Genomic DNA, 14069 nt, shown 5'->3' with positions numbered 1-14069 from the left:
ATGGGCGTGAAGGGACTTGCAGCAGCCATAGCCGTTGTTGCCGTACTGGCTGTCATCAGCCTGTTTATCGGTGTCAGCGATGTGTCTCTGGGCACACTTTTCGGAACCGGAAGTACCGACCGCGCAACCGAAATTCTGCTCATCAGCCGTATTCCACGCACCCTTGCAATCATTTTGGCGGGCATGTCCATGGCTGTTTCGGGCATGATTATGCAAATGCTGACACGCAACCGTTTCGTTGAACCATCAACGGCCGGTACAGTGGAATCTGCCAGTCTTGGCATTCTTCTGGTCATATTGTTTGCACCGGAAACGCCTGTAATCGGAAAAATGCTGGTTGCTTCTTTGACCGCGCTTGCCGGAACCGCCCTCTTCCTTCGCATTCTCCGGGCAATTCCGTTGCGGTCCGTACTTGTGGTGCCATTGGTCGGCATTATGCTCGGCGGCGTCGTCAGTGCGATAACTACTTTCATCGCTTACCGCTTCGATCTCCTACAATCGCTCAATTCCTGGACGACCGGAGATTTTTCCGGTGTTCTCCGTGGACGCTACGAACTCTTGTGGCTTGCATTCTTCCTGACCGTTGTTGCCTATATCGCCGCCGACCGCTTCACGGTTGCGGGACTGGGTGAGGATTTCACTACCAATCTTGGACTAAATTACCGGCGCGTGGTTACGCTTGGCCTAGTTATTGTTTCGATGGTTAGCGCATCAGTCGTTGTGACAGTCGGAATGATACCGTTTCTCGGTCTTATCGTCCCGAATGTTGTCAGCATGTTCATAGGTGATAATATGCGGCGCGCGGTGCCATGGGTGGCAGTTCTCGGCGCGGGACTTGTTCTTGCATGTGACATCGTCGGGCGGTTGGTTCGTTTCCCGTACGAAATTCCTATTGGCACCATGATGGGGGTCGTAGGAAGTGCAATCTTCCTCTACCTGCTGTTGCGGCGAGGTTCACGCCTTGCTTAAACGTCCTACCCTGATCCTTCCGCTGCTGTGCGTACTCACTTTGCTTGCAGTGACGGCATTCATGACAATCGGCGCAAAGGGAAGCTGGTCGTTTATCCTGTCCTTCCGCGGCACCAAGCTTACAGCCATGATATTGGTTGCATATTCGGTTGCTGTTTCAACAGTATTGTTCCAAACCGTCACAAACAACCGTATCCTGACCCCATCAATCATGGGGTTCGATGCACTCTATATTCTGATCCAGACGTTGGTGGTCTTCTTCTTCGGTGCCGTTCAGATCGACTGGCTGGGGCCAAATGTTCGGTTTCTAGCTGAAACCGCCATCATGGCGGTTTTTGCCGGTACGCTCTATTACTGGCTCTTCTCGGGAGCGGCGCGTAGCCTGCATCTCGTGATGCTCGTCGGTGTTGTCTGCGGAGTCTTTTTCCGCAGCATTTCCAACCTGATGCAGCGGATGCTTGATCCAAATTTGTTCGCTGTCCTTCAAGACCGCTTCTTCGCCAGTTTCAACACCATCAATAGCGACATTCTGATCATATCGGTGGTCATTGTCGCTGCGGTTTCGCTGTACGGTCTGCGCTTCATATACGTTTTTGATGTCCTGTCTCTCGGGCGAGATCCGGCAATCAATCTGGGTGTCGATCATCAGCCCATCGTGCGCAAGATCCTGTTCGTGGTCACCGTGCTGGTTTCCGTGTCTACCGCATTGGTCGGCCCTATTACCTTTTTTGGTCTTCTCGTCGCTAATCTGGCTTACATGCTTGCCGGTTCGGCAAAACACCGGTTTATCTTGCCTATAGCCATCTTGCTTGCAATCCTCTGCATAGTCGGCGGACAGACCATTCTTGAACGTGTTTTCTCGTTCAACACCGCACTAAGCGTCATTATCGAGTTTCTGGGCGGCCTTGTCTTCATCATCCTTCTCGTCAGGGGGCACGCGCGTTGATAGAAATCAGCCAGGTAAGCAAATCCTACAACGGCACACTTGTCGTCGATGATGTAACCCTGAAACTGCCAGCTTGCGGCATAACCTCTATCATAGGACCGAACGGAGCGGGGAAATCGACGCTACTCTCGATGATGAGCCGTCTCCTGCCAATGGACACGGGCCGCGTGACCGTGGACGGGCTCGACGTTTCAATGACATCCGGTGATGTGTTAGCAAAGCGGCTCTCGATACTGCGGCAGGAAAACGCGATTAACTCCCGCTTGACCGTGTATGATCTCGTAACCTTCGGTCGTTATCCCTATTCCAAAGGCCGACCGAACAACGATGATCGAAAACATGTCGAAGAGGCCATCAGCTATCTTGGCCTTGGCGATCTGAGTGGACGTTTTCTGGATGAGCTCTCCGGCGGACAGCGCCAGCGTGCCTTCGTGGCAATGGTGCTCTGCCAGGACACCGATTATGTGCTGCTGGACGAACCGCTTAACAATCTTGATATGAAGCATTCCGCTTCAATGATGAAGCTGTTGCGACGCGCTGCAGACGAACTTGGCAAGACTGTCGTTCTGGTTCTGCACGATATCAATTTCGCATCATGTTATTCCGACCATATAGTCGCCATGCGCCACGGCAAGGTGGTACATCAGGGAAGTCCGGATGAACTCATTCATCCGGAAATCCTTACAGACATTTATGAGATGGAGATTGCCGTCGAAATCATCAGTGGCAAACGTATTGGCGTCTATTATCTTTAAGCAACTGCATCCGAAGGAAACAGTGCTTGCAAAGCATCATATGATGCCATCACGGTTTCCATTTGCGCCGTATGCCCTTTGACGAACGCATCGCCATAAACCGTCTCGTCCGGATATTCGGTGATCAGCGTCAGCGGCACGGTGTGCCGGTCATCAACCCCGACGAGGCACGGGAAACCGTTGATGATGCGGAAACCGGTTTCGCCTGCATGTTGCTCGAAAAGCCTGATCTGAGCGTTGTTATAAGCGACCAATCCATCAATCGCAGCCAGGTGTTTCGTCACACGGTCAATCAGTTCTTCCGCTTGGCTTTCCCAGGAAGCATGATGGCGAATGATCAGGAAAAAGCCCTTCGGCAGGGTCCACATGGCAAAGGAACGGGGGACATAGCCGGATAGCGGGCGCGTCCATTCATGCGACGGATAACCGTGCAGGTTGACGTGCAGTTTTGCGTCCGTCCGCTTTTCCGCCTCAACGCGAATGGCCTTTTCATAAAGTCCCTCGCCATTGCGATATTCCAAATCGTCGCCCAACGCCGTATAGCGCGCCGCGTGATGCATGTGATGCGGCTGAAGTGCGCAAAGCCGTTTGTGTATCTCGTATCCGTCCGGGTTTTCCTGCGGGGAAATCGTGAAATGCGCGCCTTCGCGCGCAGCAAGCCTGTTGGCCGCGCGCAACGCCCCGACAACGCCCGTCGTTTCATTGGCGTGCTGCCCGGCGCTGATCATCATCGCGGCATCGCTGCCCTTGCGATACGTCGCGCGCACCGTTCTGCCAGAGCGGGTCTTGGCGTCGAATGGCTCACCGCCCAATCTGGCGATTTCACGGCGTATCTGATCGGCGGAAAGCGGCGCTTGCGCCGTCTCCAAGACCTGTTCTGCCGTCAGCGCATCATCGGTGAAAAGCGGCCGCGTTTCCACTTTGACTGACGGTTCGGCATCGCGAAAACGGACTTCCGGCACGATCTGGCCCGGTTGCAAGCCGCGGTCACCAACCGGACGACCCGACTTTTTCTGAAAAACTTCCAGCAACGAGAAATAGATATCCTCGTGCATGGCTTCGGTGAGGCTCAGCGTCTCCTCATCGTAAGGCAGGCGGCGGTCGGTGATCGGCAGACTGACGGCGATGTTCAACTCATCGAAATAGGGTTCGCCGCGCTTCCAGTCATGGGCTGCGATGGCTGAAACCGTGTCATGAAACAGCTTTTCATAGGATGTCTCATAGCGCGCGCTTTCGGTCTTGCCGTCCTGTGTGACGGTCAGCCAGCCGGTTGGCGACACAAGCGTTTCGCCGATGAAATCCACATGCACGCGGTTCGGTGCAAAAACCCGGTGGCTCTCGCTATGGCCATCCACAAAGACCAGATCGACGTCATAATGAAAATCGTCTTTGCCCGAAGCTGCGAAAGTCACTTCCGCCTCCGGCAGCAACGCCGACAAGGGATAGGTTTCCAGCAGGAAACGGTTCTGCACACAGGCATCATGACGAGGATATCGGATCGCAGCCGACTTTACCGCCGAGCCATCAACTTCTTCCAGAAAGAAATGCAGGAACGGTTTGTAAGCCGAACGCAGCCGTGCCTCGACACCTGCCTCGCGCAGCTTCGCTTCCGCAGCAAAGCGGCTCGGCTGGTCGTCGAACAGCCAGACTTCTACCTGCGCGCCGCGCATTTCCGGTTTCAGAAAGTGCTCGACAAGCGCATGAACGGTACGCGGATAAGTTTTCTCAAAAAGCACGCTCATCGGGAAGTCCTGCCGGTTGGGTCGAGGCTGTCACGCAGCCAGTCGCCAAGGAGATTGAGGCCAAGCACAGTGAAGAGAATGGCGAGGCCCGGGAATATGCTCACCCACCATGCGGTCTGGAGATAGGTGCGGCCATCAGCCAGCATGCCGCCCCAGCTTGGAATGGTGGGATCAACACCGAGACCGAGGAAGGTCAGGCTCGATTCCAGCAGAATATTGTTGGCGACATTGAGCGTCATCAGCACGATGACCGGACCAAGCAGGTTTGGCAGCAGGTGCTGGAAGATGATGCGCCAGTCCTTCACGCCGATAGCACGGGCCGACAGGATGAACTCGCGCTCGCGCAACGATAGCACCGAGCCGCGCACCAGTCGCGCATATTGCACACATTGCGAGACGATCAGCAAAATGATGGTGTTGAACAGTCCGCCGCCCAGAATAGCCATAACGGTGATAGCGAGCAGGATAAACGGCATGGCAAGCTGTACATCGACAAAGCGCATCAGCGCCATGTCCCAGAAGCCGCGATAATAACCGGCGACGAGACCCATTATTGTTCCGATGATGACAGAACCGATCACCGAAACGAACCCGACAAACAGCGAAATCTTGCCACCGGTCACGACACGCGCCAGCACGTCACGGCCCAGTGGATCGGTGCCGAAAATATGTGCCGGATTGACGAAAGGCGGCGTCAGGCGCGCCAGAAGATCAATCTTGTTGGCTCCGCCCGGAAACAGATAGCCGGAGAAAATCACGGCCAGACATATGCAGCCAGTCAGCACAACGCCGGCGACGAATTCAAGGCTCGCAAAGCGCGAAAACAGAACGGATGAGGTCTTGGTTGCCATGGGGTCCTACTCCGTGCGGATACGCGGATCGACAAGGCCATAGGCGATGTCCACGAGAAGATTGACGCCGATGATCAGCATGGAAAGGATCGCAATGGTGGCCTGCAAGACAGGATAGTCGCGCCCGGCGACGGCGTCGAAGGCAAGAGTGCCCATGCCCGGCCAGTTGAACACGCGCTCCACTACGACGATACCGCCGAGAAGTCCGCCAAACTGAAGGCCGAGATAGGTGATCAGCGGGATGGCGCAATTGCGCAGCGCATGCTTGTAGAGAACCTTGTTCTCGCTCAGCCCTTTGGCGCGCGCCACCATGATATATTGCGATTGCAGCGTCTCCAGCATCGACGTGCGCACGAGGCGGACATTGGTCGCAGTCAGGATGATGCCCATGGTGAGCGCTGGCATGATGAAGCTTGCAATGCCGCTCATGCCGCTTGGGGGCAGCCATTGCAGCGAAATACCGAACAGTAGCACCAGCATGGTCGCCAGCCAGAAATTCGGAAAGGACAGGCCAACCAGCGAACAGATTCGGATGAGCTGATCGGCCCATTTTCCACGCGACACCGCAGCCTTGATACCAAGTGGAACGGAAATCACGATGGAAACGAACAGCGAGGCAAAGGCCAGCATCAGCGTGGCAGGCAGAGCGCCAGCGACGAGCGTTGAAACCGGCGTGCCACCGAGGAAACTACGCCCCAAATCCATCGTGAACAGTCCTTTGAGGAACTGCCAGTATTGAACGAAGAAGGGCTGGTTGAGACCGAGACCTTCGCGGATGCGCGCGAGATCGGCTTCGGTGATGCTGCCCGCGCCTTGCGTCAGCATCAATGCCGGATCGCCTGTCAGGCGGACCGCGAAAGCGACAAGCAGCGTCATCGCGACAAGCACGAACAACGCCTGCAAAATTCGTTTGATCAGAAATCCGGCCACCAGTGCGCCTCCGAAATGCTGCGGCAAGCCGGTCATATCCGGCTTGCCGTATTGTCATTCTTGCTTACTCGACAGTGACGTCCGTCAGGCGCAGGCGGCTGTCGGGAACCGGCACGAAGTTCTTCACGCGCTTGTTGACGCCGAAGATTGCCTTGAGGTTGTAGAGCGGCATTTCCAGTGCGCGGTCGGCAGCGTAATGCGCGATTTCCTGCAGGAGCTTTTCACGTTCGCCGCGATCAATAACCGAGCGCTGCGCTTCCAGCATCTTGTCGAGCTTTTCGTCCTTGTCGTACGGGTTCCACTTCTCACCGGAATGGTACATGGAATAGGCGGTGTTATCGTAGTCGAAAGTCCAGCCGCCCCAGGCCTGCTGGAACATTGCGCCGGTCTTGCCCTGCGGGATGATATCGTTCAGCAGAACATTGGTGTCATAAGGCTTGATGGTTGCATTGACGCCGACCATTTGCAGGAAGCTTGCGATAGCCTGCGCCACTTCATTGAAGCTTGCATCCTGACCACGCACGTCGATCTGCACGTTTGCGCCGGGCTGAACACCCGCTTCTTCGAGCAGCTTCTTTGCGCCTTCCGGGTCGTAAGGCAGCGGCTTCATGTTCGGGTCAAAGCCGAAGGACAGCGAACCCTGGAAACTTGCAATCGGCTCTGCTTGACCTGCCAGAATGGACTGAATGATCGCGTCGCGATCCACAGCCATAATTAGCGCCTTACGCACGCGCTCGTCCTTGGTGATGCCGTCAGTCGTGTTGAAGCGCAGGGCATAGACTGTTGGCCCCGAGGCGGTGACGAGTTCCAGCTTCGGATCGCCCTGAATGGTCGGGATCATTCCAATTGGAATGGTCGGCGGAATGACCAGATCGACGCGACCGGCCTGAAGTTCGGCAACAGCGGTCGAAGGCTCGGTGATGAAGCGATATTCCAGTTCGGAAAGCTTCGGCGCGCCACCCCAATGATCGGCGAACGCTTCAAGCTTGATGTTCACCTTCGGCTCATAGGAAACGAATTTGAACGGTCCGGTGCCGACCGGATGGGTGTTGAAATAATCGTCGCCCTTTTCCTGAATATATTTCGGCGGAACGATCATGCCGCCATAACCGGCCAGCTTGGTGATCAAAACAGGATCCGGTGCCTTCAGATGGAAATCGACGGTCTTGTCGTCGATGACTTCCACCTTCTCGATGGCGATATAGTTGGAACGCTGCGGGCCTTTCGCGCCCTCGTCACCGAGCAGGCGATCAAAGGTGAACTTGACGGCTTCGGCATTGAACGGCTCGCCGTCATGGAACTTGACGTTCTCACGCAGATGGAAGCGGATCCGCTTGCCGTTATCCAGCTCTTCCCATGAGGTTGCCAGTGCCGGAACGATCTTGAGGTCCGGTCCGCGATAGACGAGACCATCGAAAATATTGGTGGCGACAGAAGCCCAGTTGACGAGGAAAGTGTCGATCGGATCCCAGCTGCCCGGGTCCTGCGGCGACGAAACGGTCAGCTTTCCGGCAGCGAAAGCCGGAGCAGATGCAAACACTGCCGCCGAGAGAGCGGAAGCCATGAGAATGGCTTTAAGTGTTTTCCTTATCATTGTTTTTTCCCCTTTGGGTTTCTGTTGAACTTTGTGTGTCAGGTGGTTTCGGCCACAAAATGCCCGGCTGCGACCTCGCGATGGTGATAGATCGGCGGCTTGTCATCGATCCGACGCGTCGTACTTGGAATTTCGCCTTCCAGCGCAGGCCGGTTGGTGCGCGCCGACGGATCGGCAATCGGCACAGCCGAAAGAAGTCGCTTCGTGTAGTCATGCGACGGTGTTTCGAAAACCTGCTGTCGCGAGCCGAGTTCCATGATCTGGCCGAGATAAAGTACAGCGACCCGATGGCTCATCTTTTCGACCACCGCCATGTCATGGCTGATGAAGAGATAAGCCAGACCCTGCTCTTTCTGCAGGTCCATGAACAGGTTGATGACCTGCGCCTGAATCGAAACATCGAGCGCCGACAGGGCTTCATCGGCGATGATGAGCTTCGGCTTGGAGGCAAGTGCACGCGCTATGCAGACGCGCTGGCGCTGACCGCCGGAAAATTCGTGCGGATAACGCTTGGCGTGTTCCGGGCCGAGGCCAACCCGCTCCAGCAATTCCGCCACACGTGCATTGATTGCCTTGTCATTGTCGAGAAGGCCATGTGTGCGGATGGGTTCTGCAATGGAAAAGCCGACCGTCTTGCGCGGGTCGAGCGATGCGAACGGGTCCTGGAAAATATACTGCACTTCGCGGCGCATGGCATAACGCTCGGCAGCGCTCATGGCCGAATAGGCCTTACCGTTGAAGCGGATATCGCCGGAAAGCGGCGTCTGCAATTGCTGGATGGTGCGCCCTATGGTCGATTTGCCCGAACCGGATTCACCGACCAATGCCAGCGTTTCACCCGGATAAATATCGAAAGCGACCTTCGACACCGCGTTGCAGACATGCGTGACCTTGCCGAACAGGTTCTTTTTGATCGGAAATCGCACGTAGAGATCGTCCACGGAAAGCAACGGCTTATCGCCATAACGCGCCGTGTCCTGAATGCGCTCCTCACCCGTCAGAACAGGCACACCGTCCCGCATGGTCATGACCGGCATTCGCTTGGGGAATGCTTCGCCCGTCATGCTGCCAAGCTTCGGCACTGCCGACAGAAGCGTCTTGGTATAGGCATGTTCCGGCTTCGAAAAAATCTGCCCGACCGGGCCTTCCTCGACCTTCCTGCCCTTCCACATGACGACGACATCGTCGGCCATCTCCGCCACTACGCCCATATCGTGCGTGATGAAAATTACCGCCATTTCAAGCTCTTGCTGCAAATCTCTGATAATGTGCAGTATCTGGGCCTGAATGGTCACATCAAGCGCAGTCGTCGGCTCATCGGCGATCAACAGTTTCGGGCGGCAGGCAAGCGCCATGGCGATCATGACGCGCTGGCGCATACCACCGGAAAGCTGATGCGGATAGCGCTTCAGCAGCCCTTCCGCATCCGGCAGCCGCACCATTTCCAGAAGCCGCTTCCCCTCGGCAAGCGCCGCCTGCTGGGTCATGCCTTCATGCAGCATCAAAACTTCGGATAGCTGATTGCCGATGGTGAAAACCGGATTGAGCGACGTCATCGGCTCCTGGAAGATCATGGCGATCTCCTTGCCGCGAATGCCGCGCATCGTCCTCTGATCGGCCTTGAGCAGATCGCGTTCGCCAAACAGAATGCGGCCGGACGGGAATTTCGCGCCGCTCATATCGGCAAGCCGCATGATGGAAAGCGACGTGATGGACTTGCCCGAACCGGATTCGCCCACCACAGCCAGCGTACGACCGGGATGGACCGAGAAGCTCAGATCGTCAACGACACGGCTCGCGCCAAATTCGACACTGAGGCCATCGACGGTCAGCAGAGGTTTTGAAACTGGTTCGCTCAACTCGGTTCCGCTCAAACTTTCAACCCTCTTAAAGTGTGATGGCAGACCGCGTGGCCTGATTGAATGCACCAGACATGAAGCGCAAAAGGGCAGCCACTTCGGAAAGCGTTTCTTCCGATGGGCGCGCATTGGCCGTGGAATCGACCAGCAGGCGCTCGCGAATCTGCGCATAGCGCGCGCAGGCATCTGCGCCCTTGGCGGTGATCTGCACCGTCTTTTCCTTTGCCGCCTTGCCCGTCGTCAACAAGCCGGCATTTTCAAGCTTGCGGATGGCATAGGTGGCAATATGCGTGTCTTCAATGTCGAGAACGAGGCAGATATCGGCAAGCTTCTTCTCGCGATCGCGGTGGCGGATCGAATGGAGAATCAGCACTTCGATGGGGGAAAGCCCAGGTAATCCCGCCGCAGCCATGCAGCGAACCATCCAGCGCGAAAACGCGTGTGATGCGAGAATGAGACCATATTCAACCTCGGACATGCCGGGCGAACCGCCTTCAGCGAGATGCGCAGACGAGACAATAGGGCCGATTGAGGCAACCGGGCGCAAATGCTTGGGCAGCGTCACTTCATCGAAGCCAGCCTCCTGCATCTCGTCTCCGATCTTAGGCTCTTCCTCAAGAGCCTTATCTTTACCCATTTTGACGCTCCCGCTTTTATGTGAATTTTATGTCATCATCTTATCGACATTTTGTCAATAAAATGTGACTATCAATTTCAGAAGTGTTTTCAGAATACACAACTCAATGCATCTGGAATTTTGTGTGAGGGAGCCGGCAATGAGCGGAACGGGACGCGGAGTATGGGACTTCTGGATCGACCGCGGCGGTACGTTTACAGACGTAATCGGGCGCGATACGCAGGGCCAGCTCCATGCACGCAAGGTTCTCTCCGAAAACCCGTCTGCCTATAAGGATGCCGCCGTTCACGGCATTCGCCTGCATCTGGGCCTGAACTCCGGTGAACCGATTCCCGCCGGTGCCATCGGCGAAGTTCGCATGGGCACAACGGTCGCCACCAATGCGCTTCTGGAGCGCAAGGGGGAGCGGCTGGCCCTTGTCATCACCAGGGGTTTCCGCGACGCGCTGCGCATCGGTTATCAGGAACGCAAGAACATTTTTGCCACCGAGATTATCAAGCCGGAAGCGCTTTATGAAAAGGTCGTGGAACTGAATGAGCGCGTTCAGGCGGATGGCACGGTTGAAACGGCTCTCGATCCCTCCGAGGCCGAAGCCGCACTGGTTGCACTGAAGGAACAGGGCTACAAATCCATCGCCATCGCGCTCATGCATGCTTATAAGTTCCCCGCGCATGAGGCTGAAATTGCTCGCATTGCGCGCGGTCTCGACTTTGAACAAGTCTCCGTCAGCCACGAGGTTTCGCCGCTCATCAAGCTGGTCGGTCGTGGCGACACCACCGTCGTCGATGCCTATCTGTCGCCGGTTCTCCGCCGTTACGTTGCGCAGGTTTCCAATGAGCTGGATGTCGAGCGCACCGGTGCGCGCGTCATGTTCATGATGTCGTCGGGTGGTCTCACGGCAGCGGATCTGTTTCAGGGCAAGGATGCGATCCTGTCCGGCCCCGCAGGCGGCGTTGTCGGCCTCGCCCGTACCGGCGAAACGGCTGGCTTCCCGAAAGTCATCGGCTTTGACATGGGCGGCACCTCCACAGACGTCGCGCATTTCGATGGTGAATATGAACGTGCCTTCGAAACTGAAGTGGCCGGCGTTCGCGTACGCGCACCAATGATGCTGATCCACACGGTTGCAGCAGGCGGCGGCTCTATCCTGCATTACGATGCCGGACGTTTTCGCGTCGGCCCGGATTCGGCCGGCGCCAATCCCGGTCCGGCCTGCTACCGCAATGGTGGACCGCTCGCCGTCACCGACGCCAATGTCATGCTGGGCAAGCTGTTGCCGGAATTTTTCCCGGCGATCTTTGGCCCCGAACAGAACCAGCCGCTTGATGTGGAACGGGTGCGTGAACTCTTCACCGCGCTCGCAGCTGAGATTGGCGATGGTCGTTCGCCGGAAGCAGTTGCCGACGGCTTCATCCGCATTGCGGTTGCCAATATGGTCGAGGCTATCAAGAAAATTTCCGTCCAGCGCGGCTATGACGTGACGCGCTATGCGCTCAACTGTTTTGGCGGTGCAGGCGGCCAGCACGCCTGCCTCGTGGCCGATGCGCTTGGCATGAAGAATATTCTCCTTCATCCGATGTCCGGCCTGCTTTCGGCCTATGGCATGGGTCTGGCCGATATTCGCGCCACACGTCAAAAGGCGCTCGGCGTCGCGCTTGATCCAGCAGCGCCTACAGCCCTGAAGAAACTCGGCGAAGAACTGGCGCAGGAATGCATTGCCGAACTTCTGACCCAGGGTATCGAGGTCGCAGCCGTACAGCGTCATCTGCGCGCGCATATCCGTTATGCGGGCACCGACACGGTGCTCTCCATTGAAGCCACTTTCCCCGCTGAGGACAATGCCAACCGTCTTCGCGCCGAGTTCGAGGCGGCCCATAAGCGTCGCTTTGGCTTCATTGCGGAGAACAAAGCTCTCGTTATCGATGCCGTGGAAGTTGAAGCCGTAGGCGGTGGCGCAGGCGAGACCGAAAGCGCCCAATCGCTCGACAGCGATCTGGAAGCTGCAACCGCCAAGCGGACCCGCTTCTTCTCGCAAGGCACGTTGCACGATGCGGGCGTCGTCTTGCGCGAGCAGATGCAGCGCGGCCAGACCGTCACCGGCCCGGCGATCATCATCGAAAAGAACCAGACCATCGTCATCGAAGATGGCTGGCAAGCTCGCCTGACCGCCCATGACCATGTGGTGCTGACGCGCATCAAGGCGCTGCCTGCGCGCACGGCCATTGGCACCGAAGCCGATCCGGTCATGCTGGAGATTTTCAACAATCTTTTCATGTCTATTGCCGAGCAGATGGGCGTGACGCTTCAGAACACCGCCTATTCGGTGAACATCAAGGAACGTCTCGACTTTTCCTGCGCGGTTTTCGACGCTGCCGGCAATCTCGTCGCCAATGCGCCGCATATGCCGGTGCATCTGGGTTCCATGGATGCATCCGTCGCCACTGCCATCCGCGAAAACAGCGACATTAAGCCGGGCGATGTGTTCCTCATTAACGCACCATACAATGGCGGCACCCATCTTCCCGACCTCACCGTCTGCACGCCAGTTTTCGATGACAAGAATCGCGAAATCCGATTCTGGGTCGCAAGCCGTGGCCACCATGCGGACATTGGCGGCATAGCGCCGGGTTCCATGTCGCCGCTTGCGGTCAACATTGAGCAGGAAGGCGTCTATATCGACAACTTCAAACTGGTGGATCGTGGCACCTTCCGCGAAGAGGCGCTCGCCGCTTTGCTGACTGGCGCCACCTACCCCGTCCGCAACCTGACGCAGAACGTCAACGATCTGAAGGCGCAGATCGCCGCCAACGAAAAGGGCGTTGCCGAACTGAAAAAGATGATCGGTCTTTTCGGCGAGGATGTCGTGAAAGCCTATATGGGCCACGTTCAGGACAATGCCGCCGAAAGCGTACGCCGCGTGCTCGACAAGCTGCCGGACGGTCACTTTACCTATGAGATGGACCAGGGCTGCCAGATCGAGGTGCGTGTCACCATCGATAAGGAAAAGCGCAAAGCGACGGTCGATTTCACCGGCACGTCAGAACAGCGTTCTGACAACTTCAACGCGCCGGAACCCGTCACCCGCGCGGCCGTGCTCTATGTCTTCCGCGTGCTGGTCGAAGGCGACATTCCGATGAATGCGGGCTGTCTACGGCCGATCAAAATCGTTGTGCCGGAAGGCTCCATGCTCTCGCCGCAATATCCGGCGGCGGTCGTGGCAGGCAATGTTGAGGTCAGTCAAGCCGTCACCAACTGCCTGTTTGGCGCGACCAAGGCGATGGCCGCAGCGCAGGGCACGATGAACAATCTGACTTTCGGCAATGATGAATATCAGTATTACGAAACCATCTGTTCCGGCGCGCCCGCCGGCCCCGGTTTCAACGGTGCCGATGCTGTGCACACCCACATGACCAATTCGCGCCTGACCGACCCGGAAATTCTGGAAACCCGGTTCCCCGTCTTGCTGGAAGACTTCCATATTCGAAAGGACTCCGGCGGAAAGGGCAAGTGGCATGCGGGCGATGGGACCAAGCGTACTATCCGCGCGCTGAAGACACTCGAATTTGCCATTCTTTCTGGCCATCGCCGTGTGCCCCCCTTTGGCCTCGACGGCGGCGAAGCCGGTCAGACCGGTCGTAACGAAGTCCGCCGCAAGGACGGTTCAGTGGATGTGCTAGGCAATTGCGACCAGACCGTTCTGCAGGTAGGCGAAGCCTTCACCGTCATCACTCCGACTGGCGGTGGGTACGGCAAGCCGGAGTAATCCGGCATTTTTGAGAAGAGAAC

At 56.9% G+C, this 14069-nt stretch carries 10 protein-coding genes; 4 read left to right on the top strand and 6 right to left on the bottom strand.

The features are described 5' to 3' along the window. Positions 1-6 precede the first annotated feature (6 nt). Genes HWX93_RS14620 through HWX93_RS14610 form a run of 3 tightly spaced genes read left to right on the top strand, consistent with a single transcriptional unit; the run spans position 7 to position 2670 of the window. Entirely contained in the window at positions 7-969 is a 963-nt protein-coding gene (locus HWX93_RS14620) for an ABC transporter permease (protein ID WP_109986642.1), read from the top strand. Further along, the gene (locus HWX93_RS14615) at positions 962-1915 is read left to right on the top strand and encodes an iron chelate uptake ABC transporter family permease subunit (protein ID WP_176037747.1); all 954 of its coding nucleotides are present in this window, start codon (positions 962-964) and stop codon (positions 1913-1915) included. Before HWX93_RS14620 ends, HWX93_RS14615 begins: the two co-directional genes overlap by 8 nt. Further along, a complete protein-coding gene (locus HWX93_RS14610) occupies positions 1912-2670 on the top strand; it encodes an ABC transporter ATP-binding protein (protein ID WP_176037746.1) in 759 nt (252 codons plus the stop codon). The genes HWX93_RS14615 and HWX93_RS14610 overlap by 4 nt, the downstream gene beginning before the upstream one ends. On the opposite strand, the gene HWX93_RS14605 is transcribed toward HWX93_RS14610, so the two are convergent. The 6 genes from HWX93_RS14605 to HWX93_RS14580 all read right to left on the bottom strand — a co-directional run bounded on the left by HWX93_RS14605 (position 2667) and on the right by HWX93_RS14580 (position 10283). After that, positions 2667-4412 carry a peptidase M14 gene (locus HWX93_RS14605; protein WP_176037745.1) on the bottom strand — a complete coding sequence of 582 codons (1746 nt, stop codon included), beginning with the start codon at positions 4410-4412 and terminating at the stop codon, positions 2667-2669. The genes HWX93_RS14610 and HWX93_RS14605 overlap by 4 nt on opposite strands. After that, complete coding sequence (locus HWX93_RS14600; protein ID WP_176037744.1) at positions 4409-5263, bottom strand: ABC transporter permease; 855 nt, start codon at positions 5261-5263, stop codon at positions 4409-4411. Before HWX93_RS14600 ends, HWX93_RS14605 begins: the two co-directional genes overlap by 4 nt. A 6-nt stretch (positions 5264-5269) precedes the next feature. After that, positions 5270-6193, bottom strand: a complete 924-nt coding sequence (locus tag HWX93_RS14595) for an ABC transporter permease (protein WP_109986641.1) — start codon at positions 6191-6193, stop codon at positions 5270-5272. Between the two features lie 64 nt (positions 6194-6257). Further along, positions 6258-7787, bottom strand: a complete 1530-nt coding sequence (locus HWX93_RS14590; RefSeq protein WP_176037743.1) for an ABC transporter substrate-binding protein — start codon at positions 7785-7787, stop codon at positions 6258-6260. A gap of 38 nt (positions 7788-7825) precedes the next feature. Next, positions 7826-9661 carry an ABC transporter ATP-binding protein gene (locus HWX93_RS14585; protein ID WP_176037742.1) on the bottom strand — a complete coding sequence of 612 codons (1836 nt, stop codon included), beginning with the start codon at positions 9659-9661 and terminating at the stop codon, positions 7826-7828. Positions 9662-9674: 13 nt separating this feature from the next. Then, entirely contained in the window at positions 9675-10283 is a 609-nt protein-coding gene (locus HWX93_RS14580; RefSeq protein WP_176037741.1) for a winged helix DNA-binding protein, read from the bottom strand. A gap of 139 nt (positions 10284-10422) precedes the next feature. On the opposite strand from HWX93_RS14580, the gene HWX93_RS14575 reads away from it, so the two are divergent. Then, entirely contained in the window at positions 10423-14046 is a 3624-nt protein-coding gene (locus HWX93_RS14575) for a hydantoinase B/oxoprolinase family protein (protein WP_176037740.1), read from the top strand. Positions 14047-14069: the final 23 nt, after the last annotated feature.

The sequence above is a fragment of the Brucella tritici genome (genome assembly GCF_902825325.1).
Lineage (GTDB): Bacteria > Pseudomonadota > Alphaproteobacteria > Rhizobiales > Rhizobiaceae > Brucella.
This window is presented reverse-complemented; position numbering and strand designations above follow the sequence as displayed.

Coding starts and splice junctions, on each gene's coding strand:
- HWX93_RS14590 (WP_176037743.1), bottom strand. CDS start 7,787: ATGATAAGGAAAACACTTAAAGCCATTCTCATGGCTTCCGCTCTCTCG.
- HWX93_RS14575 (WP_176037740.1), top strand. CDS start 10,423: ATGAGCGGAACGGGACGCGGAGTATGGGACTTCTGGATCGACCGCGGC.
- HWX93_RS14580 (WP_176037741.1), bottom strand. CDS start 10,283: ATGGGTAAAGATAAGGCTCTTGAGGAAGAGCCTAAGATCGGAGACGAG.
- HWX93_RS14600 (WP_176037744.1), bottom strand. CDS start 5,263: ATGGCAACCAAGACCTCATCCGTTCTGTTTTCGCGCTTTGCGAGCCTT.
- HWX93_RS14605 (WP_176037745.1), bottom strand. CDS start 4,412: ATGAGCGTGCTTTTTGAGAAAACTTATCCGCGTACCGTTCATGCGCTT.